The sequence below is a fragment of the Mesorhizobium sp. M0590 genome, assembly GCF_040320905.1.
Taxonomy (GTDB): Bacteria; Pseudomonadota; Alphaproteobacteria; order Rhizobiales; family Rhizobiaceae; genus Mesorhizobium.
The window spans coordinates 69,682-95,789 of the sequence record NZ_JAMYQN010000023.1 but is presented as its reverse complement, the minus strand read 5'-3'; the positions used below and the strand labels follow the sequence as shown (position 1 = coordinate 95,789).

Below are 26,108 nucleotides of genomic sequence, written 5' to 3'. Positions count from 1 at the left end.
CGATGGGACGGGCGATGGTCGATCTCTATTGCGCCTCGTTCCGGCAGGTGCCGAAGCGGATCGTACTCGACATTGACGACACCTTTGACGCTGTGCACGGAGGCCAACAGCTTCGCCTGTTCAATGCCCACCATGACGAGTACGGGTTCCAGCCGATCGTAGTGTTCGATGGTGCGGGACGGTTCGTCAGCGCGATCCAGCGACCGGCCAAGCGGCCGAGTGGGGCTGAGATCCGCTCCCACCTGCGCCGCCTGGTGCGGGCGATCCGGAGCAACTGGCCGGACATTCGAATCCTGCTCCGCGGTGATAGCCATTATTGCAGCCCGCAGGTCATCGACTGGCGCGCCAACGACGTCGACTTCATCTTTGGTCTCGCGCCCACCACAACCCTGCGCAAGCATGTCGCGGATCTGGAGGCCAGCACGACGGCGCGCTTCGAAGCGTCGGCCAAGACAGGCAAGGTCCGCAGGTTCAAGGAGTTCGTTGACGGCGCCGCTAGTTGGAGCCGCGTCGGGCGCATCATCGCGCGGGTCGAGGTCGGCGCCCAAGGTGGCGATATCCGCTTCGTCGTCACCAACCTTGCCGGTGGCAAGGCCAAGGCGCTCTACGAGGATGTCTACTGCCGGCGCGGCGCGGCCGAGAACCACATCAAGTCGTGGAAGACGCATCTTGCCGCCGACCGCACATCCTGCACCAGAGCGACGGCCAACCAGTTCCGGCTATTCCTGCATGCCGGTGCTTACTGGTTGATGTGGGGCTTGCGGGCCGCGATGCCGAGGCGCTCGAGCTTTGCCGTCGCCCAATTCGACACGCTGCGATTGCGCCTCATCAAAATCGCTGCGCGGGTGGTCGAGATGAAATCGCAAATCCGCCTGCACCTGCCGACATCGTGCCCCGACCAGCGCATCCTGCGCATCGTCCTCGATCGCATCCCCCAACTCGCGACATAACGATGGGGGCAGACGCCCCGAAACGAACCCGTCGACCGCAACCTGCAAACCCCCGCCTGCCATCACGACGGAGCAATCCCGGCGCCTGACGAGGCGCGTGGAAAAGCACCGCAACGGCGACCACAACGTCGCTTCAGGCCGTCAAAAGCTTATCGCCGTGCATCAAGGCGGCTAGAAGCGCGCCGGCAGCCTGGCGGGGGGCTTGGGGTTAGACTGCCGGCGCACGCCACTCATGAAGAGCGGCCCCTTTTTGCGGTTCCGACACCAATAGTCAACCCGGCAGCGTCTGGATGCCCGCTGTGCTCTTTTCAGAGCGGCTCGCGATGCCGCCCATGTCGGCCGATCCTGCCTAGGATGGGGGGCCACTCTCGTCGGCCGAGTTGATGCTCCAGCCAGTATCACCTTGCCGACCAGCATGGGTTCGCCGTTAGCAATCCATCCTCGCGAGCCAATGCTATCGTGCACGTGTCGCAGCACTCCGGGCGGCTATATCGCCTAAGACAGCATGACGAAGCGTTCCAACTTCCTGTTCGGCGAGCCCGCGTGCAGTTCCTGACTCCGACAGTGGACGAGAATTCTCTTGGCGGTACTGCGCCAGAAGGCATTCGCGTACAACGGAATCAAGCGACGACTATCAGCCGCAAACGTCACATCACAAGAGCGGTCTTCCACCCATTGCAGATTATCCGACTGATCAGGCGGCGTCCGATATGTCCGACTCTGCCTCAAGAATTCCCACAGGTATGGACAGCGATCTCGCTATCCGATTCCGATAGCCCTTATTGTACTTTAGACCCCGCTCGATGTTTTGGATTTCCTGAGCGGCAAGCCCGCACGCGACCGCGAGGTCCTCGATTGAATACCCAAGGTGCTCACGATAAGCGCGGATGATGTGGGTCCCCTGCGACATAGCCGTCAAGACTGGCTCGGGAATGCGCGAATCCTTCATAAACATCTCCAAGAAGATGGGAGCGCCTGACAAATCGGGAGATTTCCTCCCCGACCCTGGCGCACACCCAGCAAATCAAAAAAATGGACGTCCATTCGGCCGGACCGGCCTCATCCATGGAATGGGCCACTTGAAATTGGCAGCCGGGTCGGAATATGGCGGCTCACCTGCTTTTGATCAAGTTCTAAGAACCTGCCCGCCATGAGATGGCCTGATCGGCTGTAGCGCATTCGACCTGCGATCCTACACGACTCATTCTCCCCGATGGCTTTCTTGAACAGCAACTCGAACTCTCACTGACGCCTCCAGTGGCTATTCGCGGCACCGTCCACCCAGCCTCGCGGACGCTGATACCTTCGACCAATTTCCACCGCCGATGCAGCGAAGATGGACAAGCATCGGCACCTATAAAGGTTCACAATCACTCGACCGTGACCGATTTTGCGAGATTGCGCGGCTGGTCTACGTCTGTGCCCATGAAGAGCGCCGTGTGGTAGGCAAGAAGCTGTATCGGCAGCGAGAAGATCATCGGCGCGATAATCTCGTCGACAGCCGGCAACACGAGCGTGTGCATGGTGTTGAGTTTCGATGCGGCTGCCCCTTTTTCATCGGTGATGAGGATAATCCGCCCTCCACGGGCAGCCACTTCCTGCATGTTGGAGACGGTCTTGTCGAAAAAGCGATCATGGGGCGCGATGACGATCACTGGCATGTTGTCGTCGATCAATGCGATCGGACCGTGCTTCAATTCACCCGCCGCATAGCCCTCGGCATGGATGTAGGAAATCTCCTTGAGCTTCAGCGCACCTTCCATGGCTAGCGGGAAACTGGTGCCACGGCCGAGATACAGGACGTCACGACACTTTGACAGTTCGCGCGACAGGAACTCGATCTCCGGCTGGATGCTGTTGAGTACCTGGCCCATGACGCGCGGCACTTCGGCGAGGCTCCTGACGAGCGCCTGCAGCTCGTCTTCGGTTACGGTCCCGCGGGCTCTGGCGGCGCCGATGGCGAGTGCGGCTAGAACCGCAAGCTGGCAGGTAAACGCCTTGGTGGAGGCGACGCCGATCTCCGGTCCGGCAAGGATCGGGAAGACCGCATCGGCCTCCCGAGCGATGGTCGATTCGCAGGCATTGACGATAGCGCCAATTTTCAGCCCACGCTCCTTGCAGTACCTCAACGATGCGAGCGTATCGGCGGTTTCGCCGGACTGCGAAATGAAAAGAGCCGCCGACTGCGGCGACAACGGGATCTCGCGGTAACGGAATTCGGACGCAACGTCGATTTCAACCGTCAGGCGCGCATAGCGCTCGAACCAGTATTTTCCGATCAGTCCGGCGAGATAGGCGGTCCCGCAGGCCGAGATCGCCAAGCTCGGGATCCTGGCGAAATCGATGCCAGAAACCATGTCGGCGCGATTCTCTATGATGTTGCTATAGTGACGGAGAGCATGGGCGATGACTTCGGGCTGCTCGTAGATTTCCTTCTCCATGAAGTGGCGATGGTTGCCCTTGTTGGCCAGATCGGCCGCGGCCGTGGAGGTATGGCGCGGACGCTCGACGGGATGGCCGTCGAAATCGAAGATATGGGCGCCCGAATTGCCGACAATGGCCCAGTCGCCCTCGATGAGATAGGTAATTTCATTGGTGAAGGGAGCAAGCGCGATCGCGTCGGAGCCCAGGAACATCTCGCCGTCGCCGTGACCGATCGCCAGCGGTGGTCCGTTGCGCGCCGCCATGATGGTCGACGGATCATCTTCGAAGAGGACGGCAAGCGCATAGGCGCCCCTGACGCGTTTCAGCATGGCACGCATCGCCTCTTGCCGCCTCATGCCCTCCCGGCGGTGTCTTGCCAAGAGATGCGCGATGACCTCGGTGTCGGTGTCGGTCTGGAACTCGGCGCCAGCCGCCGCCAATTCGTCCTTCAGCTCGGTGAAATTCTCGATGATGCCGTTATGGACGACGGCGACACCGTCGGCAAAGTGCGGGTGCGCATTGCGTTCCGTCGAGGCCCCATGGGTTGCCCAACGCGTGTGGCCGATGCCGATGTTGCCGCTCAGCGGCTCTTCCTTCAGTCTCCTCTCGAGATTGACGAGCTTGCCCTCGGCGCGCCGGCGGTGCAAGACACCTTCGGTGATCGTCGCAACGCCGGCGGAATCATAGCCGCGATATTCCAAACGCTTCAATGCGTCGACCAACCGATCCGACACCGTCTGTTGCCCAACGATGCCAACAATCCCGCACATGTTCGTCTTCCCATTCTTGCCGGCAGCTTCAGCCTACGCGAGACGGATACCCATCCGGCCGCTTTCATTGGGGGATCTTCTAGTAGTATTGGGTAATATTGGTATAATTGATTGTAGGGATAGCTATCATCCACCCCATGGATAAGCCGCGTTTGGGGCCCTGATCTAACTTCCTCGTTGCGCCTGACGTCCTCATGACCGAACGCAAGCCCACACCCCGCGGCACGAAGGAACAATCGGCCATGCGCGATCATCCCGGCCACGCACCTGACACGAAGCGCCGCCGCTCGTGGTCACGCGGTGATCGGCATGATCACACAGCACTGTAGTTAGGCAGCATCAGCGACGCATGGTCGGCATCATCATCATCGGCAACGTCGGCGCCGTCGGCATGATTCACGTGTTCGTCACGTTGATCATAATCATCGTCGCCGCCGATCTAGTTTCTGATTGCCTGCCGCTTTGACGCGGCTTTCGCCGGTGGAGCTTAGCCCGCGATGGCCTATCAATACGCTGTTAGTCGGCATAGCCGAAACCGAGAGTCAGGCGGCGCAGGCCACAGAGCACGTTCAGCGACCGTTTCAGTCAGCGCCGGCTTTGTCGGGGTTCGTAACGGTCATCAGGATTCTCGGGGCATGAATGCACTATCACGAAAACGTTGGTTCTCAGTGCTTCGTCCGTATTACTCAAACCCGATTCCCGCAGCGGAAGAAGTAGGCGCGTGTCACGTCTTGTACAAGGCACAATAGCAGTGAGAAATGGAGATTGATGCCTGCGCGTTTTCGAATAAGACAATCACCAAGCTGTCACCCGAATTACATCAGGAACTGTCTATAGCCGCCGCCCATCAGGTAGCGGCCACGTTGGATGGCGCGACGCACCTGATCGCGAAGATGGCTACCTGGATGAGACCAATCTTCTTCGACACGGCGTCTCCCGAACAGGGCAATGGCGATCTCCTGATGAGATGCTCCCGCAAGCGAGCCATCCAAAGCCTGGAGCACGATACGCAGACGCGCTCCGCGGGGTTCCGGCGGAAAGCAAGCAGCTGCCAGGCGGCCGCAACCATTGATGTCGTTCAGGAACTGAAGGGCAGCGACATGGAACTTCAGGTGCTGCGGCTGCACGATCGCGTCGACATATAGCCGCAACGGGCGGAGAACGGATGCACCGGAAAGGGCGATCTGCAGACTCCGGCAGTCCTCCCTCAGCAGCACGTGCTGCACGCCGGCAGGTGTCAGCAGGATGTCCTTGCAGCATGAGAGCGAAGGGAGATCAAGCGGTTCAAAATCGTGGTCGAGCCCAACCGGCTCCGCGGCCGCTCGTAGAATACGGGCGCAGTCGCGCGGATCCCAAAAGACCCTTGCCGACGTAGCGTCCGACTGTGGCGCGTCCGCGAAAAAGGAGGCTCCATTGTCTTAGGAAAGATGATCCTGTCGTCAACTCGATTATCTTCATGTCGGCCTGGGCTCCGACAATGTAGGCGGACGGTGCCATTTTGGCGTGGTCGCGCTGAAATTGTGGATTGCGCCGAAGAAACTCCCAGGCCCAGGCAGTGCGTGGCAATCGTCTGGCGTAGTGGTAAGCTTCGTGACGACGCCAGTCCGGCCAGCATACAAGACCGACCGTCGCTTCCTTGGGCAGACCAGCATCCTTCACGGCTCAGGTGTCCACAATGGCGCTATGCCGACGGGCCTAGAACCGGTTGCCACAGTACCGGTCCGCTCAGACGTCCCCTGCTGCGGATGCGCAAAAGGCTCGCGCGGGAAATCTCGAGAAACCCGGCCACCGCCTCCGTTTTGCCGACGGACTTGGGTTGTCCGATGCGCGACAATGGCCACGTCGCGAGGCGAAGGATCCGTTCCATGCGCGTGTCCGTCACCGTTACTATCCGGGTCAGATCCTTGGCCAAGCCGAACTCGATCATGCCCGCGAAGAGCTCGTAGGTTGCCTGGGCCAGTCCGCCCGCTGCCTTGGGCGCCGACGGAGGGAGATCGAGCGCGAAACGACTGCTCTCCCATATGTCGGAGGTCGAGGGCACGACGTCAGCACCCAGCAGCACCGGGAACGTGTCGCGCAACATTGTGGGTCCGGTGCTGGGCAAAAGACGCACGCAACCGCGAATTCGCCAGTCGGATCCCTTGAGGAGCAGATAGACAGGCTTCAGACCATCAAACGGGTCTGTTTCCATCTGGTCTTCGGTATCAACTTCCCAATCGAGCCTTTCCTTGAACACCCGAAACCTGAGCCCGTGCATCTCTTTGAGCTCGCTTGCGAACTCGTCGTAAAGGTCTGGTGTTATCAGCTGCATCATGGTCGCCTCCGTGCGGGATGTGTTCCCGCCATCGAAGGGCAAACCCGGCAGCGATGCAGCCTGTAGAGGTTTACAGCTATCGTGGCCGACGAATCAGGATCTCGCCTGGCCGGAGGCAGCCAGTCGTGCAACGGCCTGGTTGATCGTTCGAACGCCAAGCTTTGCCTTCGCGTTTTCCAGATGAAAGGTCACGGTGCGCTTTGAGACGCCGAGAAGCTGGCTGATAACCCAAGCCGACTTGCCGCGCGCCGCCCATTTCAGGCACTCGAACTCCCGCGGGGTGAGCGTTACACCATCCACCACGCGATCGTCGGCGAGCCTGCGCCGGACATGGATATGAAAGTTGATGGCGACCAGCTGCAATGCTTTTTCGTAACGTGTCAGTGATCGCAACAGAGGCGGGCGGGACTCGTCGGAAGCAAAGGTCAGGGCAGCAAACCGGCCGCGATGATCATGCATGGATATCGTCAGGCCGCCGCGGATGCCAAACTCAGCCGCACTCTCCAGAATTTGTTGCTGCGAATTCGGCAGACAGTGCCGAGCGCGATCCACACCCCAATCGAAGGTATCCCAGCCTTGCAGCCCGCGCAGGATGACCGGATCAAGACTGTGGTACCGCTGTTGCAGATAACGTGATGTCCAGGATGAAGGATAGTTTGAGATCAATTGCGGGGCGTCGCCGGGGGCCGACGGGTAAGTGAAATAGGCGAATAGCGGAAAATCGAAGCCGGCTGCAGCGGATGCCATTGCCTCACGGAGATCGGCAGCATCAACACTTGCAGACAGTTGCTCGACGAAGTTCTCAAACACGCGATGCATTTGCGCTTTGCGTAACCTCCGTGATCGCTCGATGCCAGGCAGAGACCTTGTTTTAAACGATCCCGGACGGATACAGCGCGTGCCGAGAACCCCGTTAATCTGTTGAAACCCGTGATATTCTGACGTTGTCTATGAGCCGTGTGCCGCCGAGCCAGGCCGCGACAAGCAAGCGTGCAGGTCGGTCAAGGCTTATCATGGGTCGCAGATCTGCCTCGTCGCGAAATTCCAGGTATTCGACCTCGCGATAGCCCGCAGCCAGAATTGCTGCGCGCGCTTCGGCAAGCGTTGGCAGGACGGGCGAGCCGCGGGCAAGCCGCTCAGCCGTCTCGAGCAAGACCGATGGTAGCTCGGGGGCAACAGCACGCTCTGCTGGCGAGAGCCGGACATTGCGCGATGATAGTGCAAGACCGTCGGCTTCGCGGACTGTCGGACAAGGAACAATGGTGATTGGAATATCCAGGTCCCGGGCCATACGCCTGACTAGCTGAAGCTGCTGAAAGTCCTTTTCGCCAAAGAAGCCGAAGTCAGCGCTGGTCTGCAGGAAGAGCTTGGCGACGACGGTCGCCACGCCATCGAAATGTCCCGGCCGGAAGGCACCGCACAGGCCCTCGCTGACACCGGACACCGAAACGGTCGTGGCGAAGGCCGCCGGATACATCTCCTCTGCGTCCGGCGCATAAAGCAGGTGCGCGCCAAGCGGTGCCAGCTTGGCGGCATCCTCGTCCTCGGTGCTCGGATACGCGGCGAGATCGGCCTGGCTGTTGAATTGCTTCGGGTTGACAAAGAGCGTCACGATCACCCGGTCGGCCTTCTCGAGTGCCGCGCGCACCAGGCTGAGATGGCCCTCATGCAGGACGCCCATCGTTGGCACCACGGCAATCCTCACGCCCTCGCGGCGCCATGCGGCGACGATTTGGCGAAGCTGGGCAACGCTCCTGACAATCGGCACGCTCACGCTGCTTCTCCGCTCTTGGCCGCGTCCGCGTCGGCGGGCTTGGGCGCATCGGCAAACACGTGCTCGGCGGCCGGAAACTGGCGCTCCTTCACTTCCCGCGCATAGGCCGCGATCGCAGCCGCAGCGGCCTCCCCCAGTTCAGCATAGCGCTTGACGAATTTGGGCCGGAAGTCGCCGAAGAGGCCCAGCATGTCGTCGACGACGAGAATCTGGCCGTCACAGGCTGCCGAGGCACCGATGCCAATGGTCGGGGTCGCCACCTCCCCGGTGATCCGGCGGGCGAGCGCCTCGGGAACCTTCTCCAGCACGACCGCAAAGGCGCCCGCTTCGCTCACCGCAAGCGCGTCGCGCCTGATGCGCTCGGCATCCCCGCCTCTGCCCTGCACGCGGTAGCCACCGATGGTGTTGATCGCCTGCGGCGTCAAGCCGACATGGGCCATGACCGGCACGCCGCGCGCAGCGAGGAAGCCGATCGTCTCTGCCATCGTTTCGCCGCCTTCGAGCTTGACGGCCGCGCAGCCGGTCTCGGCCATGACGCGCGCGGCATTGCGGAAAGCCTGCTCGGGGCTTTCCTCGAAGGAACCGAACGGCAGGTCGACGACCATCAGCGCCTGCTCGAGGCCACGGCGCACGGCCTGGCCGTGCGTGATCATCATCTCCAGCGTCACACCGAGCGTCGAGGGCAGGCCGTGGAGAACCATGCCGACGCTGTCGCCGACCAGCACCACATCGCAATGGGGATCGACAAGCCGGGCGACTGGCGTCGTGTAGGCGGTAAGGCAGACGAGCGGCGTCCCACCTTTGCGCGAACGAATATCCGGCGGTGTGATCGCCTTGGTGTCACCAAACGCACTCAATGAACCCTCCTTCCCCAACGTTACCAACCGCGGGTGTCGCGTTTGCCACATTTTTGTGCAAGTGCGAAGAGCTAAAAATGGCCGTGCAGCTGTGCGGTGTTGACGTGCGGACAGGCGCGCTTACACTTAAATCGATTCAGGCGCCCCCGAGCTGGCCAACCACTTTCGCGAACATGGACGATCAGGCAAAAGGACCCAGGAAAGACAGAGCCGCCGTCAAGGCCGACGAAGTCAAAGTGGACCTGATCGCCTTTGTCGTCGCCGTAAACGACAGTGAACCCTGTGTCCTCACCATCGGCCAGGCGGACACCCTGCCCTCCGGACCATTTGCGCTTGAGCACCGATCGCTCCAATCCGGTTTGAGGGGGTGGGTCGAGCAGCAGACCGGCCATCCGCTGGGGTATATTGAGCAACTCTACACCTTCGCGGATCGGGATCGCATCGGCGCCGAGCGCCAGCAGCGCGTCATCTCCATCAGCTATCTCGCATTGACCCGCAAGGAACAGGCAGCTGGCTCGCCCAAGTGCGGCTGGCAGAGCTGGTATGAATATTTTCCATGGGAGGACCACCGCTCCGGCACGCCTCCGGTCGTGCTGGACGTTCTGCGACCGCGCCTGATTGAATGGGCAGACGGCGTCAGCGACGCGGCCACGCGACGTGAACGCTGGCAGCGGGCGACGATAGCCTTCGGCTTCGACGACCGCCTTTGGAACGAGGAACTCACGCTTCAACGCTATGAGTTAGTCTACGAAGCAGGCCTGGTCCAAGAGGCCGGAAGCGGACGGGACGCGACGCTGCCTCCGCTGGTGCCTAGCAAGTCTATGGTCGCCGATCATCGCCGCATCGTGGCGACCGGCATTGCGCGGCTGCGCTCCAAGATCAAATACCGGCCGGTCGTCTTTGAGCTGATGCCGCCGGTCTTCACGCTTTTGCAGCTGCAGCGAACCGTGGAGGCGCTTGCCGGCAGGCTCGTGCGTAAGCCGAACTTTCGCCGGCTGATCGAGCAGCAGGAGCTGGTCGAAGAGACCGGAGAGGCAACCGCGGAGACCGGCGGCCGGCCAGCGAAGCTTTACCGGTTCCGCCACGCCGTTCTCGACGAGAGGGTCATCGCCGGGACAAAATTGCCGCTGGCGCGGGGTTGACATCGCTTATACTCACAGCAAGTATATGCTGGTTATTTTCAACTAGAGTATAAGCTGGAGGGGTCGATGAGCGCCATGCTGCCTGCGACCGCGTTTCTCTACGAGCGCGTCCGACGAGTGATCCCGCCGATCGAATGGCCGGCTTTCGTCGAGGATATCGAGGCGATCATTGCACTGAAGCGCGAGCGCAACGCCATCATCCTGGCGCACAACTATCAGACCCCCGAGATCTTCCATTGCGTGGCCGACATCGTCGGCGACAGCTTGGCACTGGCCCGCACGGCTGCGACGATCGAGGCGCAAGTCATCGTGCTGGCCGGCGTACATTTCATGGCCGAAACGGCCAAGCTGCTCAATCCGCAAAAGACGGTGCTCATTCCCGACCTGCGGGCAGGCTGTTCGTTGGCGGAATCGATCACGGCAGAAGACGTGCGCTTGATGCGCCAGCGTTATCCCGGCGTGCCGATCATCACTTATGTCAACACGTCGGCCGAAGTGAAAGCCGAGTCGGATATCTGCTGTACATCCGGCAACGCCAAGGCGGTCGTCCAATCCCTTGGCGTTCCCCAGGTGATCATGTTGCCGGACGAATATCTGGCCCAGAATATCGCCGCCCAGACCGATGTGCAGATCATCGCCTGGAAAGGGCATTGCGAGGTGCATGAGCGCTTTACACCGGCCGACATCCGCGAGTTGCGCGAAAGCCATCCCGGCGTGATCGTGCTCGCGCATCCCGAATGCCCGCCCGACGTCGTGGCTGAAGCAGATTTTTCCGGCTCGACCGCTGCCATGTCCGACTATGTCGAGAGGCAAAGGCCGGCACGTGTCGTGCTGATGACGGAATGTTCGATGAGCGACAACGTCGCGTTAGCGCACCCAGAGGTCGAGTTCATCCGGCCATGCAATTTGTGCCCTCACATGAAGCGGATCACGCTTGCCAACATCCGCATGGCGCTCGAGCAGAACCACCATATCGTAACCATCGAACCCGGGATCGCCGGGCGCGCGCGGCTTGCGGTCGAACGGATGCTGGCAATTTGAGCGCCGATGTCCGCAGCTTCTTCGGGCGGCCCATCATCATCGGCGGCGGCATCGCCGGATTGATGACCGCGCTTCAACTGGCGCCGGAGCCGGTGCTGCTTCTGTCCAGGACGCTGCTGGGAGCTGACAATTCGAGCACCTGGGCACAGGGTGGTCTGGCTGCAAGTTTCGGCGAAGACGACGATCCGGCACTGCACCTGGCCGATACGCTTGCCGCCGGGGATGGTCTCTGCGACAGAGACGTGGCGAGCCGCATCCTCCAAGCCGCGCCCAAGGCGATAGAGGGGCTTGCGGGCTTTGGGGTTCCCTTCGACCGTACGCCGAAAGGATCACTGTGCCTCGGATTGGAGGCCGCGCACAGCCGACGTCGCATCGTTCATGCGCATGGTGACGGCACCGGGCGTGAGATCATGCGTGCCCTGATCGCGGCTGTGCGTTCCACTCCCTCGATTGTTGTCGTGGAGGGCGTGGAAGCGCGCCGGCTGGCGGTGCGAGAGAATGCGATCCGAGGCGTCTGGGCGAGCGGTTCGATAGGACCTGTCTTCTTCGGCTCACGGCGGGTCGTCCTCGCCACCGGTGGGATCGGGGGACTGTTTCTCGACACCACGAATCCTTCGGGCAGTTGTGGACAGGGCCTGGCGCTTGCGGCCCGCGCTGGAGCTGTCCTTGCCGACCTCGAGTTCATCCAGTTCCACCCGACCGCGCTTGACGGCCCGGAACGCCCTATGGTGCTGCTCAGCGAGGCCGTCCGCGGCGAAGGTGCTGCCCTGATCGACGAAACCGGCCAGGCTTTTCTCCAGAGCGTGCCAGGGGCGGAACTCGCGCCTCGTGATGTCTTGGCGCGCGCCGTCTGGAACCATCTTGCCAACGGCCACCGTGTTTTTCTCGACGCGCGGCAACGGCCTGGCCCGGAATTTGCTCGACACTTCCCGACAATCGCATCAGCCTGTCGTGGAGCCGGCATCAATCCCGCGCGCGATCTCATCCCCATTCGTCCGGCCCAACACTATCACATGGGTGGCGTTGCCGTGGACGGCTCCGGTAGGACGTCCGTCGAGGGGCTGTGGGCCTGCGGCGAAGTCGCTTCGACAGGACTGCATGGCGCCAACAGGCTCGCCAGCAATTCCTTGACCGAGGCCGTCGTGTGCGCGCGCTGGGTCGCTGAAAGTGTCGCCGGAACGCCTGCTCGCAGAACAAGGCCTGCGGTTGCGGACGTTTACCCATCGCCCGCTCCGATACCCGTGCGTGTTTTCCTGTCGCGTGCACTGGGCATCGTCCGGGATGGTGAAGGTCTGAAAGCAGCCGCAAGTGCCTTATTGCCGCTCGCCGAAAGCCAGGACGCGGCCTCGGAAGCGGCGGCTGTCGGGCTAATGATCGCGGTTGCCGCCTTGTTGCGCCAAGAAAGCCGCGGCGCTCATTACCGGACAGATTTTCCTCATCATGCGACTGTCGCCCGACGGTCCGAAATCACCCTCGAAGCCGCCTTGGCCGCTGCGCGGGAACTCGGAAGCTCGCCAAGCCTCGAAGGGGCAAAGTGATGACGCTCTCACCGCTTCCCACGGTCATGCTTGAGCCGCTTGTAAGGGCAGCTCTTCTTGAAGACCTTGGCAGAGCCGGCGACTTGACCACGGAGGCCATCGTGCCGAAGGAACGCCAAGCGGGAACCGTGCTGGCGGCGCGCCAGTCCGGAGTTGTCGCCGGCCTCGATCTGGCGATGCTCGCTTTCCGCTTGATTGATCCTGATGTCGAAATCTCGGTGGAGCGGGCAGACGGCTGCAATGTCATGGATGGAGAGGTCATTGCATCAGTGGTTGGCCCTGCCCGGGCCATTCTCACAGCCGAACGGACGGCACTCAATTTTTTGTGCCATCTGAGCGGCATCGCTACAGCAACGGCATCGATCGTCGCTGCGGTTCGTGGATATGGCGCGAAGATCGTCTGCACGCGCAAGACGACGCCCGGATTGCGGGCAGTCGAAAAATACGCCGTGCGCGCAGGTGGCGGATCCAATCACCGCTTCGGCCTCGACGACGCAATTCTGATCAAGGACAACCACATCGCCATCGCAGGCGGCGTTCGCCCGGCGCTCGAGCGAGCACGAAGACGGGCCGGTCATCTCGTCAAGATCGAAGTCGAGGTCGATACGCTGGCCCAGTTGGAGGAGGTACTTGGCTTCGCTCCCGATGCGGTTCTGCTCGACAACATGTCCCTCGCCGATCTTCGCCGCGCCGTCGCAATCGTTGGCGGCCGTGCTATCACCGAGGCTTCTGGCGGGATCGCATCCGATACAGCGCGAGCGATTGCCGCGACCGGCGTTGATCTGATTTCAGTCGGCCGACTGACCCACAGCGCGCCGATCCTGGATATCGGCCTCGACTATTGGGGCTCATGATTGCCTGAGGAACGGACAGGATCGAATCAACTGTCCTTTCCGATCGTCATCAATCAGACAGCAAAGCAAGGCAGAACCGGAGGAACAGCATGGACATGCAAACAGCCAGTCCAACGCAGACATCGCCACAGGCTCAATCCCCTGACCCTGGAGCGTGGACCCTGGAGAAGGCTCGGGCACTTCACGATGCCCCCTTCAACAATCTCCTCTTCCTCGCGCAAACCGTGCACCGCCAGAATTTCGATCCCAACAAGGTCCAGCTCAGCCGGCTGCTCAGCATCAAGACGGGCGGATGCCCGGAGGATTGCGGCTATTGCAGCCAGTCGGCGCATCACGAGACCGGCCTGAAGGCGTCGAAGCTGATGGAGGTCCGGCGCGTCGTCGCCGAGGCGACCAAGGCGCGTGACGCCGGCGCAACCCGCTATTGCATGGGCGCGGCCTGGCGAAACCCCAAGGCGCGCGACATGGATGCGGTGGTGGCGATGGTCGAAGGCGTCAAGGCGCTGGGCATGGAGACCTGCATGACGCTCGGCATGCTCGATCGTGAGCAAGCCGCTCGACTGAAGCAGGCTGGTCTCGACTTTTACAACCACAACATCGATACGTCGGAACGCTACTATAGCGAGATCATCAGCACGCGGAGCTTTGCCGAGCGGCTCGAGACGCTCGAGCACGTTCGCCAATCCGGCATCAAGGTCTGCTGCGGCGGCATTGTCGGCATGGGCGAGGAGCCGGTGGACCGGATCAGCATGCTGGTGACGCTGGCCAACCTGCCGGAACATCCGCAAAGCGTTCCGATCAACATGCTGATCCCGATCCCCGGCACCCCGGTTGCCGACGCCAAGCCCATCGAGCCGATCGAATTCGTGCGCGTGATCGCGCTGGCGCGCATCATGATGCCGAAATCGCATATCCGTCTTTCCGCCGGCCGTACGGCCATGACCGACGAGATGCAGGCGCTGTGCTTTTTTGCCGGCGCCAACTCGATCTTCGTCGGCGACACGCTGCTGACGGCGGACAATCCCGGTGAGGACAAGGATACCCTGCTGTTCCGGCGCCTTGGCATCGAGCCGATGGAACTCGAGGCGCAATGAACGGGGCACCGCTTGCCCGCTATGAGGCGACCTTGCAGGGACTGGCGCGCAAGGACCGGCTGCGGACGCTGAAGCCGTGCGCCGGGCGCGACTTCTCGTCGAACGACTATCTCGGGCTTGCCGCCTCCAAAAGACTTGGCGAAGCGGTTACGGCGGCGATTGCGCGGGGCACGCCGGTTGGCGCCACCGGGTCGCGGCTGTTGCGCGGCAATGCACCGGAACACGAGCAGCTCGAGGCAGACGCGGCGGCATTCTTTGGAGCCGACCGCGCGCTGTTCTTCGGCAGCGGCTACATCGCCAATTTCGCTCTGCTGACTGCGCTGCCGCAGAAGGGCGACCTTTTGGTCCTCGATGAGCTCGTCCATGCCAGCATGCATGAGGGGGCACAGGCCGGACGTGCCGAGTTCAAGCTGGCCGCGCACAACGACGTCGATGCTGTCGAGGACGCGATCAAGCGTTGGCGCGCCGAAGGCGGCATGGGATGCGTCTGGATTGCGGTGGAAAGCCTATACAGCATGGATGGCGACTGCGCGCCTTTGGAGAGCCTGGCCGCGCTTGCCGATCGGCACAACGCATTCATCGTCATTGACGAGGCGCACGCGACCGGCGTCTGGGGACCGGACGGCCGGGGGCTGGCCGCCGCTTTCGAGGGCCGCGACAACATCGTCGCGCTCCACACCTGCGGCAAGGCGCTCGGCGCATCTGGTGGGCTCGTGACCGGGCCGAGGACACTGTGCCAGTATCTGATCAACCGTTGCCGGCCATTCATCTACGCCACCGCGCCATCGCCGCTGATGGCGGTCGCGGCGCGCGAAGCGCTCGCAATGCTCGCCGACGAGCCGATGCGGCGTTTTCAGCTGCATGAACGCGTCGCCCTCGCAGGCCGCCAATTGGTCGATCGCTGCGGCGTGACACCAAGTGGCTCTCAGATCCAGCCCTTGGTGATCGGCGATGTCAGGCGCACCATGGCAGTGGCGGCGCGCCTGCAGGCCCGCGGCTTCGACATACGCGGCATTCGTCCGCCGACCGTGCCCGAGGGCACGTCGCGGCTGCGCATCTCACTGACGCTCAATATCGGCGAAGCCGACATTTCCGCCATGCTCGAGGCGCTCGTCGAGGTGTTGGCCCAGATATGACCGGAGGCGACATGACCAAGCGCATCGTCATCACCGGAACAGACACCGGAATTGGCAAGACGGTGTTTTCGGCCGGGCTTGCCGGCCTGCTTGACGGTTTCTACTGGAAGCCGGTGCAATCGGGCCTCGACGAGGAAACCGACAGCGAGGTCGTTGCGCGGCTTGCCGGGCTGCCGTCGGGGCGCGTGCTGCCGGAAGCCTACCGCTTGAAGAGCCCGCTTTCGCCGCATCGTTCGGCCGAAATCGACGACGTTTCGATCGAGGCTGCCGATCTTTCGTTTCCGGTCCTGCCGACACCGCTCGTCATCGAAGGCGCCGGCGGGCTGATGGTGCCGCTGAACCGCCGGACAAGGTTCATCGACATATTCGAGCAATGGCAGTTGCCGGTCATTCTGTGCGCCCGCACCGCGCTCGGAACAATCAATCATACCCTGCTGTCGATCGAGGCCCTGCGGGCGCGCGCTATCCCGCTGGCTGGCATCGCCTTCATCGGCGATGAGATGACCGATACGCAACGGACGATCGTGGAATTCGGCGACGTGCCGCAACTCGGCAGGCTGCCGCACCTCGATCCGCTGACGGACAAAACGCTGAGACAAGCGATGATTGCCGGCTTCGACCTCGCTTTGATTGCCGGAGGCGGATAATGCCGCAATCCCGTGTGTGGCATCCCTTCACCCAGCACGCGCTCGAGCCGGCGATCCCTGAAATCGTCCTGGCTGAAGGCGCTTATCTCCACAAAGCCAATGGCGCGCGCATCCTGGACGCCATCTCATCCTGGTGGGTCGTCACGCATGGCCACCGCCATCCGCGCATCATAAAGGCTATCGAGACGACCGCGTCGAGCCTCGACCAGATTATCTTCGCTGGCTTCACGCACGAACCGGCCGAACGCCTGGCCAAGGCGCTTGTCGGTCTCGCTCCCTCCGGACTCGACTGGGTGTTCTATTCCGACAGCGGCTCGACCGCCGTCGAAGTCGCGCTGAAGATGGCGCTCGGCTATTTCCGCAACATCGGCGCGCCGCGCTCGCGCATCGTCGTCATGGAGCACAGCTATCATGGCGACACGATCGGCACGATGAGCGTCGGTGCCCGCGGTGTGTTCAACGCCGCCTACGAACCCTTGCTGTTCGAGGTCGACACCATTCCCTTCCCTGCCGCCGGGCGCGAACAGGAAACGCTAGATCGTTTCGAGGCCCTCAGCCGCGACCAGCGCGCCGCTGCGCTGATCGTCGAGCCGCTGGTGCTTGGCGCCGGCGGCATGCTGATGTATCCGGCATCGGTTCTGTCCGAATTGAAGAGGATCACTGAGGCCTCGGGCACGCTGCTGATCGCCGACGAGGTGATGACCGGGTGGGGGCGTACCGGAACCATGTTCGCCTGCGAGCAGGCGAACATCTCTCCGGACATGCTGTGCACCTCGAAGGGCCTGACCGGTGGCGCAATCCCGCTGGCCGCCACACTCGCCACCGATGCCATCTTCCAGGCTCACTATTCCGAGGACCGGAAGAAGACGTTTTTCCACTCGAGTTCCTACACGGCCAATCCGATTGCCTGCGCGGCAGCACTCGCCAATGTCGAGATCTGGCGTGACGAGCCGGTGGCCGAGCGGATCGCCACCCTGAGCGCGAGGCAGGCCGCCGGGTTTCGACGCTTTCGCGACAATGCCAACTTCACCGACAGCCGCGCGATCGGCACGATCCTGGCTCTCGACCTGCGCGCCGGCTCTGCCGGCTATCTGGCCGAGATCGGACCTAAGCTGCGGGCCTTTTTCCTCGAGCTCGGCCTGCTTGTGCGCCCGCTCGGCAATGTCCTTTATCTCATGCCTCCCTATTGCGTCACCGGCGACGAGCTCGATCGGCTCCATGACGCGATCGAGGAGGCCGGCGAACGCTTCGGTTCGAGCCCATGAGCAGGTTGTCGCGCCTTCTCGGGTTTGGCCATCATGCGCCTGGCCGAAAGGTGGCGAATGCCGAGATCGAGAGCGATCTCGGCCTCGAACCGGGCTGGATCGAGCGGCGTACTGGAATCCGGTCGCGCTTCTGGGCAACGGACGAAGACACGCTGTCTGGTCTTGCTGCGCAGGCCGGCGCCATGGCGCTGGCCAGCGCCGGCATTGCGCGCAACGACATCGGTCTGCTGCTGCTTGCCACCTCGACGCCCGATCACCTCCTGCCGCCCAGCGCGCCCCTGGTCGCACATCGGCTGGGGCTCGGCCGCGCCGGCGCTGTCGATCTGACCGGCGCCTGCGCCGGCTTCATCTATGCGCTGATGTTTGCGGACGGATTTACCCGCCTGCACGGCAAAGCGAGCCTTGTTATCGCCGCCAATATCCTCAGCCGCCGCATCAATCCCTCTGAGCGCGCCAGCGCCGTGCTGTTTGCCGATGCCGCCGGCGCCGTCGTGATCGGTCCGTGCGAGGATACTGATCGGGGGATTCTCGGTGCCTCCGTGGATTCGGACGGCTCGCGATACGGCCTGATCCAGATTCCCGCAGGAGGAAGCAACATCCCGTTCCACGGTGACCTCGACCTCGCGCAAACCCGAATGACGATGACCGACGGCCGCGAAGTGTTCGCAAAGGCCGTCGAGATGATGACCGCTTGCTCGATAAGCGCGCTAGCCGCTGCCGGAGTGCGACCAAAGGATGTCGACCGGTTCGTGCCGCATCAGGCCAATGCTCGCATTTTCGATGCTGTCGGGAGTAACCTCGGCATAGCGGATCAAGCAATTGTCAAGACGATTGCCGAATACGGCAACTCTTCGGCCGCGACGATCCCGCTCTCACTGTCGCTCGCCAATCAAGCGGAGCCGTTTCGGCCGGGCAAGAAAATACTCCTGGCGGCGGCAGGTGCGGGACTCAGCGGCGGGGCGCTCGTCGTCGGGATTTAGCCCAGCGAAGCTGCTCAACATCAGGACTGACTTTGTGAGATGAATAGGACAACGGGACCAATGCGAAAAATAGTCGCCGGCAAGCTGCACGGCATCCACGTCACCGAAGCAAACCTCAACTACCACGGTTCGATAACGCTCGACCCTGACCACTGCGAAGAAGCCGGGATCCTGCCAATGGATTCGTGGAGACATGGAGCAAGACTTCCGGCGCGCGAATCTCGACCTATGTCATCCTCGGCGAGCGCGGCTCTCGATGCTGCATCCTCAACGGCGCGGCCGCCCGGACCTGCCAGCCCACTCCATCCATCTGGACGAAGCGCGCATTCCTCTCTGAAGCCGCGGATCGTTACGTTCGTCATCAACAATGTCGTTGGCTTCTCGCCGATGGCAATGCGCTGACGCGCACGGCGTTGACGACTACATCGGCAGAGGCGCTTCAGCAGAACTTTCGCCGTTTGATGGAGCAGCAGGAACTGGTGGAGGAGACCGGCGAAGTGCTTTTGACACCGGCGGTCGGCCGGCGAAGCTTTATCGCTTCCGCCACCATGTCCTCGACGAAACGGCGGTCGCCCGGACAAAATTGCCGCTGGCGCGGGCTTGACATCCTTTATACTCAACGTAGAAATATACCCTTATAATCAATTCGATTATAACGAGAAATTCATTCGCACCGTCCGAACCCACGGTCTCGCTCGGGAAGCCCGTATGAGTGGATCGAAGTGATCTTGGAAATGAAACGCCCGAGGACGGGCTTTCAACCTTTGTCGTGAAGGAGGTGCCGCGCGAGTGGGCCAATGCCTTGCGGCAACGGTGAAGGATGTATACCGCCAGTAAACGCATGCGTCAAAGTCGCTATCGAATGTACACTTAGTCTAAATGTGCGATACGTTCGATTTGTGCAAGTAACACTTGGAGAAGTGTCGCATAAAAGAAACGTTTAATTATATAAAGCAGGCAAGCTAAACTTTAAACTTGCACAAATGAGTGTAGGGCGCCCTGTTCCATGGCGCCTTTTTTAAGGATTATCATTAGACTCTCTCCCGGGGGAACTGTGGGTGAAGAAACAACGCATCGTCCTGCTGGCAGCTGTTTTGGCGTCTGCCTTTGGCTTTTTTTTGCTGATCCTGATCCTGCAGATGGTCAGTTTTTTGGTTGACTAGGCACGCGCAAGCGGGATGTATCGCGCAGAGACACGCGGAAGTTTTTTTCGCCAGCGAAACCCCGACGACCTGATGGGGAGTCGCGCCAGCAGGGTGGGAGCCACGTCCAGTGCCACCGACCATGCGAGATGCCGATTGTTGGCGCGTCTGTCAGTTCGCGCGGCCATATTCATTCTGGTGCCGATCTGTTGCCTTTTCTGCTTTTCCCATGCGTTTTAGGCCGAGCCAATTTGTGAAGCGGGCGGTCAATGGATCTGCGCCTCGCGATTGCCTGCTGTTGCCTTTTGATCTGGGCGGCATAATCCGAGAGCGAACGCTGCAACCGCGATTCGAATTGCGCGAAGTTGAACCGGACTTCATCCGCCGTCAGGAACTGGTGGGTTGCGCTGGGAAAGCCGGCGACCATCACAAGGTCGCCTTCCTTGACGCCTGCACAGGCTATGGGTAGCCAACTCTCCGGCCGGTAAGGCACATTGTCGCGCGCATATGGCCGGGAGGAACCATCAGGAGCGACATAGGCGCGATAAAAGCCGAAGTCGCCTCTGTGGCGCGGCCACATCCAATTGTCCGTTTCGCCGCCGAAGTTACCGATGCCGAGCGCGGGCGCATAGACAAGGCGCACGTCCTCGATTTCGAGCTTCTGCTGGAGATAGTAGGAGGCGCCGCCATAATAGGCCCCTACGTCGCAGCGGCGATTGGGCTATCCTTCACATGCGGCGATCAGGGCCTTGCGGTTCGTGGCGAGCCGCTCATAGCGGGCAAACCCATTCAGCTTGTCCGAGACGCCCTTGAGCATTTCGGCGGTCACATCCCGCATGTCCTCGATCACATGGATTCGGCTGCCTGGCGCCGCGGGCAATTCTTCACCCAGGGCTCTTCGCCAGAAAGCCGTCTGTGAGATAGTCCTGGCCCTCCTTGCTGCGGTATTGGATGGATTCGAACACGCAGTGATGATTGGTTGCGACCAGCCCTTGTGGACTGACGAACGAGGCGGAGCATCCGCCCAGTGATACGATCGCGTTGAGCGGGTCAGCGTCCAGACGGCCGCATGGCCGCGCCCACTTCCGCAGTCTGGCCCGGCATCCACATACCTTCGTCCGCCGACGTAGCCGTGACCGTCCAGAGCAAGGCGATGGCAGTTGCTTTGGCCAAACATTTCAAATTCGAGTTCATGCTGACTGTCGCTCTCATCTTGCCTCCTGTTCTCCGCAGATTGGATTGGTGACTATCGGGATGGCCGGAGTCCTGGCGCCCGCGCGGCGGCCAACACCGTAAACACCGAGTGGACCCGTTAACCGCAAGAGTCCTGATGGCGCTCACCTCTCATATTTGTCGCGCGCAACGTTTGCGGATCATCCGCTGCACCAATCGTGCCAAATGAATAAAGCCTTCAGTTACAAATGGTGAGCCGCCCCGTCCATGTCCGATCTCCGACGTCTTTCACGTAAAGGGCTCGGTGCTTCCACGCTCGTTTGCTCTTCGCCCGTCCCTCTTCCGTCTTGACTAGCAGGAGCCTACGGCCTATCTCACTGCCGCGTTAGCACTCGCTTCTGGTGAGTGCTAACCACGCTCCGGCAACGGAGAACCGTTCAACATCCGCACCAGGGAAATCCAAAAATGGCAAAGTCGAATTTCCGGCCGCTGCATGACCGCGTGGTCGTTCGCCGCGTCGAGTCCGAAGCGAAGACCGCCGGCGGGATCATCATCCCCGATACGGCTAAGGAAAAGCCGCAGGAAGGCGAGATCATCGCCATCGGTTCCGGCGCCCGTGACGAGGTCGGCAAGCTCGTCCCGCTGGACGTCAAGGCCGGCGACCGCATCCTGTTCGGCAAGTGGTCGGGCACCGAAGTCAAGCTCAATGGCGAAGACCTTCTGATCATGAAGGAAGCGGACATCATGGGCGTCATCGGCTGACACGCCGCCGCCTTTCATCCGCACCATCCAATCTGAATTTCGGGCGAAATGCCCAGGAGTAAAAAATGGCTGCCAAAGACGTAAAATTCTCCCGCGACGCTCGTGAGCGCATGCTGCGCGGCGTCAACATCCTCGCCGACGCGGTGAAGGTCACGCTCGGCCCCAAGGGCCGCAACGTCGTCATCGACAAGTCGTTCGGCGCACCGCGCATCACCAAGGACGGCGTCACCGTCGCCAAGGAAATCGAGCTTGAGGACAAGTTCGAGAACATGGGCGCGCAGATGGTCCGCGAAGTTGCTTCGAAGACCAACGACATCGCCGGCGACGGCACCACGACCGCGACCGTTCTGGCACAGTCGATCGTCCAGGAAGGCCACAAGTCGGTTGCCGCCGGCATGAACCCGATGGACCTCAAGCGCGGCATCGACCTCGCCGTCGCCGACGTCGTCGCGACGCTGATCAAGAACGCCAAGAAGATCAAGACCTCGGAAGAGGTTGCCCAGGTCGGCACCATCGCCGGCAATGGCGACGTGTCGGTCGGCTCGATGATCGCGGAAGCGATGCAGAAGGTCGGCAATGAGGGCGTCATCACCGTCGAGGAAGCAAAGACCGCCGAGACCGAGCTTGAAGTCGTTGAAGGCATGCAGTTCGACCGCGGCTATCTCTCGCCCTACTTCGTCACCAACGCCGAAAAGATGGTTGCGGATCTGGAAGACGCCTACATTCTTCTCCACGAGAAGAAGCTCTCCAACCTGCAGGCCATGCTGCCGATCCTCGAGGCTGTCGTGCAGACCTCGAAGCCGCTGGTCATCATTTCGGAAGACGTCGAGGGCGAGGCCCTGGCCACGCTCGTCGTCAACAAGCTGCGCGGCGGCCTGAAGATCGCCGCCGTCAAGGCGCCTGGCTTCGGTGATCGCCGCAAGGCCATGCTGGAAGACATCGCCATCCTCACCGGTGGCCAGGTCATTTCCGAAGACCTCGGCATCAAGCTCGAGAATGTCGGCCTTAACATGCTCGGCCGCGCCAAGAAGGTGTCGATCTCCAAGGAGAACACCACCATCGTCGACGGCGCCGGCAAGAAGGAAGAAATCCAGGGCCGCGTCGCCCAGATCAAGCAGCAGATCGAGGAGACCACCTCGGACTACGACAAGGAGAAGCTGCAGGAACGTCTCGCCAAGCTGGCGGGCGGCGTTGCCGTCATCCGCGTCGGCGGTGCGACCGAAGTGGAAGTCAAGGAAAAGAAGGACCGCGTCGATGACGCCCTCAACGCGACCCGTGCCGCCGTCGAAGAAGGCATCGTTCCCGGCGGCGGCGTCGCCCTGCTGCGCGCTTCGCTGGCCATCACCGTCACCGGCGCTAACTCCGACCAGACCGCGGGCATCGCAATCGTGCGTCGCGCGCTGCAGGCTCCGGCCCGCCAGATCGCGGCCAACGCCGGTGCGGAAGCATCGATCGTTGCCGGCAAGATCCTTGAGAACAAGGGCGCGACCTTCGGCTTCAACGCCCAGACCGGCGAATATGGCGACATGATCGCCATGGGTATCGTCGATCCGGTCAAGGTTGTGCGCACGGCCCTGCAGGACGCGGCCTCGGTCGCCGGCCTGCTGGTCACCACCGAAGCTATGATCGCCGAGGCTCCGAAGAAGGAGTCGGCTGGCGGCGGCATGCCGGCTGGTATGCCCGGCGGTGGCATGGGCGGCATGGGCGGTATGGATTTCTAATCCAGCCCCCTATCAACCTACAGCGGAAAGGGCGGCAGCAATGCCGCCCTTTTTTGTGTGCCGAGCATGATCGACAGCTTGGAGGTGCAAGTCCTCTACCCAGCTGATGGCGGCGAAGCGCAACGGCGTCGTCGTGAGACGGGTCTGGCCGTGTCCTTTCGTTCAGCCGCTGATCGAAACTCACGATGATCGTGCTGCCTTCCGCCGTGCCGTGGATCTTTACAGGGCTGCGAGAAGGCCTTGCCAACGGCTGGCAGACCCTGGTTGCGGTAGAACTCATCGCATCGTTCGATGGGCTCCGATTACCTGATGGCCTATGGTCGTCAGCTCTTTCAATTTGAACTCGTTCTTTCGGCCATGATCGTGGTCGGCCTGACCGAATTGGTGATCCACGGCCTGCTCACGATTGCCGAAAACTATCTGCAACGCTGGCGTCCGGAGACCCCACGATCAGCCTGATCACGATTGCAGGTCGGGATAGGCTGCGCACGGCGCTTCCATCGCACCGCCGGCCTTCCGCTTCATCGGCCGACATCTGCGGCCGCTTGCGGAGCCGATGGCGCTGCTCGCAATTTGGGAGTTGCTCGCCCATGCCGGCGCTGCTGACCCACGTTTCTACCGCGGCTGGAAGAGGTGGTGGCCGCGGCATGGCAGAGTTCAGCCGAGGTGGCCTTGGCTCCAATCTTCTGGCGAGCCTGGAACCCTGATCGGTTTCGTGTGTGGCAGTGTGGCGGAAACGCGTTTGGTCTGGTGATCGGATTTTCCCGCCTCATCGAACGCCTGAGAGGCTCGTGGTCGCGGTTGTATTAGCGCTATTACGTGACCTGATCACGTTGACGATGCCAGCACCTTCATTGGCCACTTTCTGGACCATGTACGTCACATCAGGCTCCCCCGCCCGATCGACACGAGCCGGCTCTGTAACCAAGCCGCCGTCATATAGCGGTTCCACGAACGGCACTGGCGGCAGTCGTCTTCTCAGCGGCTACAGGTGGACGTTTCAGCATGACGCCAACGAATCCGATGGTGGCAAGGACAGGCAGACCAAGCACCGCGTATAAGCTGTACTCCGCTGGAGTTCGCCTCGGAAGTGGAGCGACAAGGGCCTGATTTGTCTTGCCATGCCGACATTGTCAGCACGCTTTTCGAAGCCTCTGAATTCCTTAGTGTCCATCCCAGCTCGACCTCCGACCATCCCCATTTCCGGCTGCCCGCGGCACGGCAGCCCTTGGCCTCTAGCTGCGCTCGAGCGGATCAGCGTGCCGTCCGCCTCCTCTGGCTGATCAAAATGTCTGCACCCATTTGGCAATGGCCGCTTCGCGCAAAAGTATTCCCCCGTGAGCCGGCTTTCCGAATTGGCTTAACTTCCAAATCTGTGGCTTTGCCTGCATTGCGGAGCGCGGAGTTCCGACCACTCGCCCAAGGGTATGCCATGGCGTTTCGTCTCTTTGTTCCGATCCTTGCCGGTGCAACGCTGCGCGAGCGGCTGCTCGCCTGCATCGGGGCCATGATCGGCATCGCATTGACTGGCGTGATCAGTGCGCTGGCGAACGGGTCTGGCCCACATGTCGCACTGCTGGTTGCTCCAATGGGAGCATCGGCCGTGCTGCTCTTTGCCGTGCCTTCAAGCCCGCTGGCGCAACCTTGGTCGATTATCGGTGGCAATACGATTTCGGCGCTGGTCGGGGTGACCGTGGCGCATTTCGTGCATGAACCCGTTCTTGCTACCGGCATTGCGGTGGCGCTGGCCATCGCCGCCATGTCGTTCACGCGCTGCCTGCATCCGCCGGGTGGCGCCGCCGCCTTAACTGCGGTGTTCGGCGGACCGGCCGTCCTCAGCTCGGGCTTGCTGTTTCCCTTCGTTCCGGTAGCGCTGAACTCGATCGTGCTGGTCGCACTCGGCTACGGCATCCATAAACTGTCGCGGCGCAACTATCCGCATGTGGCGCCCCCCGCCCTTAAAAGCGCGCATGGAACCATCGATCCGCCCGCGCGGGAGCGGGTCGGCTTCCAGCCCGAGGATGTCGATGCCGCGCTCGGCGCGCTGGAGGAAACCTTCGATATCGACCGCAACGATCTTGAGCGGCTGCTACGGCAGGTCGAGTTGCAGGCGATGGTGCGCTCCCACCGGACCCTGCTGTGCGAGGACATCATGTCGCGCGATGTGATTTCGGTCGATGAACATGCGCCTGCCGACCAGGCGCGTCATTTGCTGCTCGATCACAACATCCGGACGCTGCCGGTGACCGACGCCGACGGCGGGCTGGTCGGTGTAGTTGGCCTGCGCGAGCTGACGAAGGCGACCGACGCGGTGAGGGCTGTGATGTCGAAGGCTGGCACCGCCTCTCCCGATACGCCGGCGATGAGCCTGCTGCCGGTGCTCACCGACGGCCGCAGCCATGCCGTGGTCATCGTCGATGCCGAGCGACGCATTATTGGGCTGATCACCCAGACCGACCTGCTGGCAGCGGCAGCGCGCGTGCACATGGCGGACACAACGCTGGCAGCGGCATAAAATAGTGAT

Annotated in this window: 23 protein-coding genes and 3 pseudogenes; 16 read left to right on the top strand and 10 right to left on the bottom strand. The window is 61.8% G+C overall.

The features are described from left to right. Positions 1–950 (top strand): IS1380 family transposase (locus NKI52_RS28090; RefSeq protein WP_352700392.1); only part of this gene is annotated, 950 nt, incomplete at its 5' end. A 694-nt stretch (positions 951–1,644) separates the two neighbouring features. Here NKI52_RS28090 and NKI52_RS28085 read toward each other — a convergent pair. From NKI52_RS28085 to panB, 8 genes are all read right to left on the bottom strand, one after another. Next, on the bottom strand, positions 1,645–1,860 hold the full coding sequence (locus NKI52_RS28085; RefSeq protein WP_352453550.1) for a helix-turn-helix domain-containing protein: 216 nt from the start codon (positions 1,858–1,860) through the stop codon (positions 1,645–1,647). A gap of 460 nt (positions 1,861–2,320) precedes the next feature. Then, a complete protein-coding gene (glmS, locus tag NKI52_RS28080; protein WP_352700391.1) occupies positions 2,321–4,144 on the bottom strand; it encodes a glutamine--fructose-6-phosphate transaminase (isomerizing) in 1,824 nt (607 codons plus the stop codon). Positions 4,145–4,959: 815 nt separating this feature from the next. Continuing rightward, complete coding sequence (locus tag NKI52_RS28075) at positions 4,960–5,271, bottom strand: DUF2285 domain-containing protein (protein ID WP_245278728.1); 312 nt, start codon at positions 5,269–5,271, stop codon at positions 4,960–4,962. Positions 5,272–5,428: 157 nt separating this feature from the next. Beyond that, entirely contained in the window at positions 5,429–5,803 is a 375-nt protein-coding gene (locus NKI52_RS28070; protein WP_352496584.1) for a transcriptional regulator domain-containing protein, read from the bottom strand. Positions 5,804–5,825: 22 nt separating this feature from the next. Next, positions 5,826–6,458: an acyl-homoserine-lactone synthase gene (locus NKI52_RS28065; protein WP_352496585.1), complete on the bottom strand. Its 633-nt coding sequence runs from the start codon at positions 6,456–6,458 to the stop codon at positions 5,826–5,828. Positions 6,459–6,551: 93 nt separating this feature from the next. Then, on the bottom strand, positions 6,552–7,277 hold the full coding sequence (locus NKI52_RS28060; protein ID WP_352474702.1) for a LuxR family transcriptional regulator: 726 nt from the start codon (positions 7,275–7,277) through the stop codon (positions 6,552–6,554). A gap of 94 nt (positions 7,278–7,371) precedes the next feature. Further along, positions 7,372–8,232, bottom strand: a complete 861-nt coding sequence (gene panC / locus NKI52_RS28055) for a pantoate--beta-alanine ligase (RefSeq protein WP_352700390.1) — start codon at positions 8,230–8,232, stop codon at positions 7,372–7,374. Further along, positions 8,229–9,089 (bottom strand): 3-methyl-2-oxobutanoate hydroxymethyltransferase, encoded by an 861-nt coding sequence (gene panB, locus NKI52_RS28050; RefSeq protein WP_352549642.1) that lies wholly within the window; start codon positions 9,087–9,089, stop codon positions 8,229–8,231. Before panB ends, panC begins: the two co-directional genes overlap by 4 nt. Positions 9,090–9,262: 173 nt before the next feature. Between panB and NKI52_RS28045 the strand changes: the two genes are divergently transcribed. The 11 genes and pseudogenes from NKI52_RS28045 to NKI52_RS32795 all read left to right on the top strand — a co-directional run. Continuing rightward, complete coding sequence (locus NKI52_RS28045) at positions 9,263–10,231, top strand: NUDIX hydrolase (protein ID WP_023722073.1); 969 nt, start codon at positions 9,263–9,265, stop codon at positions 10,229–10,231. A 66-nt stretch (positions 10,232–10,297) separates the two neighbouring features. Next, positions 10,298–11,272, top strand: coding sequence for a quinolinate synthase NadA (gene nadA / locus NKI52_RS28040; protein ID WP_023722074.1), 975 nt, complete (start codon positions 10,298–10,300; stop codon positions 11,270–11,272). Beyond that, complete coding sequence (locus NKI52_RS28035; protein WP_352700389.1) at positions 11,269–12,810, top strand: L-aspartate oxidase; 1,542 nt, start codon at positions 11,269–11,271, stop codon at positions 12,808–12,810. The genes nadA and NKI52_RS28035 overlap by 4 nt, the downstream gene beginning before the upstream one ends. After that, a complete protein-coding gene (nadC, locus tag NKI52_RS28030) occupies positions 12,810–13,664 on the top strand; it encodes a carboxylating nicotinate-nucleotide diphosphorylase (protein WP_352700388.1) in 855 nt (284 codons plus the stop codon). Before NKI52_RS28035 ends, nadC begins: the two co-directional genes overlap by 1 nt. 95 nt (positions 13,665–13,759) lie before the next feature. Then, the gene (gene bioB, locus NKI52_RS28025; protein ID WP_352700397.1) at positions 13,760–14,758 is read left to right on the top strand and encodes a biotin synthase BioB; all 999 of its coding nucleotides are present in this window, start codon (positions 13,760–13,762) and stop codon (positions 14,756–14,758) included. After that, positions 14,755–15,894, top strand: coding sequence for an 8-amino-7-oxononanoate synthase (locus NKI52_RS28020; RefSeq protein ID WP_352700387.1), 1,140 nt, complete (start codon positions 14,755–14,757; stop codon positions 15,892–15,894). The genes bioB and NKI52_RS28020 overlap by 4 nt, the downstream gene beginning before the upstream one ends. Positions 15,895–15,905: 11 nt before the next feature. Continuing rightward, positions 15,906–16,541, top strand: coding sequence for a dethiobiotin synthase (gene bioD / locus NKI52_RS28015; RefSeq protein ID WP_352700386.1), 636 nt, complete (start codon positions 15,906–15,908; stop codon positions 16,539–16,541). Further along, complete coding sequence (locus NKI52_RS28010; RefSeq protein WP_352700385.1) at positions 16,541–17,806, top strand: adenosylmethionine--8-amino-7-oxononanoate transaminase; 1,266 nt, start codon at positions 16,541–16,543, stop codon at positions 17,804–17,806. Before bioD ends, NKI52_RS28010 begins: the two co-directional genes overlap by 1 nt. Next, positions 17,803–18,786, top strand: coding sequence for a 3-oxopimeloyl-[acyl-carrier-protein] synthase BioZ (gene bioZ / locus NKI52_RS28005; protein WP_352700384.1), 984 nt, complete (start codon positions 17,803–17,805; stop codon positions 18,784–18,786). Before NKI52_RS28010 ends, bioZ begins: the two co-directional genes overlap by 4 nt. Positions 18,787–18,846: 60 nt before the next feature. After that, positions 18,847–19,155, top strand: a pseudogene (locus NKI52_RS28000) (aspartate 1-decarboxylase); the annotation flags it as partial. A gap of 29 nt (positions 19,156–19,184) precedes the next feature. Beyond that, positions 19,185–19,390 (top strand): annotated as a pseudogene (locus tag NKI52_RS32795) (NrtR DNA-binding winged helix domain-containing protein); the annotation flags it as partial. A 728-nt stretch (positions 19,391–20,118) separates the two neighbouring features. On the opposite strand, the pseudogene NKI52_RS27995 reads toward NKI52_RS32795, so the two are convergent. Together NKI52_RS27995 and NKI52_RS27990 are read right to left on the bottom strand one after the other, a co-directional pair. Further along, positions 20,119–20,808 (bottom strand): annotated as a pseudogene (locus NKI52_RS27995) (S46 family peptidase). Positions 20,809–20,812: 4 nt separating this feature from the next. Beyond that, positions 20,813–20,956, bottom strand: a complete 144-nt coding sequence (locus tag NKI52_RS27990) for a S46 family peptidase (protein ID WP_245278729.1) — start codon at positions 20,954–20,956, stop codon at positions 20,813–20,815. Positions 20,957–21,566: 610 nt separating this feature from the next. On the opposite strand from NKI52_RS27990, the gene groES reads away from it, so the two are divergent. From groES to NKI52_RS27970, 4 genes are all read left to right on the top strand, one after another. Next, positions 21,567–21,863, top strand: coding sequence for a co-chaperone GroES (gene groES / locus NKI52_RS27985; RefSeq protein WP_352453535.1), 297 nt, complete (start codon positions 21,567–21,569; stop codon positions 21,861–21,863). A gap of 65 nt (positions 21,864–21,928) precedes the next feature. Further along, a complete protein-coding gene (gene groL / locus NKI52_RS27980; RefSeq protein WP_352509329.1) occupies positions 21,929–23,584 on the top strand; it encodes a chaperonin GroEL in 1,656 nt (551 codons plus the stop codon). Positions 23,585–23,875: 291 nt separating this feature from the next. Next, on the top strand, positions 23,876–24,043 hold the full coding sequence (locus NKI52_RS27975; RefSeq protein ID WP_352452641.1) for a hypothetical protein: 168 nt from the start codon (positions 23,876–23,878) through the stop codon (positions 24,041–24,043). A gap of 973 nt (positions 24,044–25,016) precedes the next feature. Next, on the top strand, positions 25,017–26,099 hold the full coding sequence (locus tag NKI52_RS27970; RefSeq protein ID WP_352700383.1) for an HPP family protein: 1,083 nt from the start codon (positions 25,017–25,019) through the stop codon (positions 26,097–26,099). The last annotated feature ends 9 nt before the right edge of the window (positions 26,100–26,108 follow it).

Excerpts from the sequence above, each read along its gene's own strand:
- nadC (WP_352700388.1), top strand. The coding sequence starts at position 12,810 with ATGACGCTCTCACCGCTTCCCACGGTCATGCTTGAGCCGCTTGTAAGG.
- NKI52_RS28020 (WP_352700387.1), top strand. The coding sequence starts at position 14,755 with ATGAACGGGGCACCGCTTGCCCGCTATGAGGCGACCTTGCAGGGACTG.
- bioB (WP_352700397.1), top strand. The coding sequence starts at position 13,760 with ATGCAAACAGCCAGTCCAACGCAGACATCGCCACAGGCTCAATCCCCT.
- NKI52_RS28065 (WP_352496585.1), bottom strand. The coding sequence starts at position 6,458 with ATGATGCAGCTGATAACACCAGACCTTTACGACGAGTTCGCAAGCGAG.
- NKI52_RS27975 (WP_352452641.1), top strand. The coding sequence starts at position 23,876 with ATGGGCTCCGATTACCTGATGGCCTATGGTCGTCAGCTCTTTCAATTT.
- bioD (WP_352700386.1), top strand. The coding sequence starts at position 15,906 with ATGACCAAGCGCATCGTCATCACCGGAACAGACACCGGAATTGGCAAG.
- groL (WP_352509329.1), top strand. The coding sequence starts at position 21,929 with ATGGCTGCCAAAGACGTAAAATTCTCCCGCGACGCTCGTGAGCGCATG.
- NKI52_RS28085 (WP_352453550.1), bottom strand. The coding sequence starts at position 1,860 with ATGTCGCAGGGGACCCACATCATCCGCGCTTATCGTGAGCACCTTGGG.
- NKI52_RS27970 (WP_352700383.1), top strand. The coding sequence starts at position 25,017 with ATGGCGTTTCGTCTCTTTGTTCCGATCCTTGCCGGTGCAACGCTGCGC.
- glmS (WP_352700391.1), bottom strand. The coding sequence starts at position 4,144 with ATGTGCGGGATTGTTGGCATCGTTGGGCAACAGACGGTGTCGGATCGG.
- bioZ (WP_352700384.1), top strand. The coding sequence starts at position 17,803 with ATGAGCAGGTTGTCGCGCCTTCTCGGGTTTGGCCATCATGCGCCTGGC.
- NKI52_RS28045 (WP_023722073.1), top strand. The coding sequence starts at position 9,263 with ATGGACGATCAGGCAAAAGGACCCAGGAAAGACAGAGCCGCCGTCAAG.
- NKI52_RS28060 (WP_352474702.1), bottom strand. The coding sequence starts at position 7,277 with ATGCATCGCGTGTTTGAGAACTTCGTCGAGCAACTGTCTGCAAGTGTT.
- NKI52_RS28010 (WP_352700385.1), top strand. The coding sequence starts at position 16,541 with ATGCCGCAATCCCGTGTGTGGCATCCCTTCACCCAGCACGCGCTCGAG.
- nadA (WP_023722074.1), top strand. The coding sequence starts at position 10,298 with ATGAGCGCCATGCTGCCTGCGACCGCGTTTCTCTACGAGCGCGTCCGA.
- groES (WP_352453535.1), top strand. The coding sequence starts at position 21,567 with ATGGCAAAGTCGAATTTCCGGCCGCTGCATGACCGCGTGGTCGTTCGC.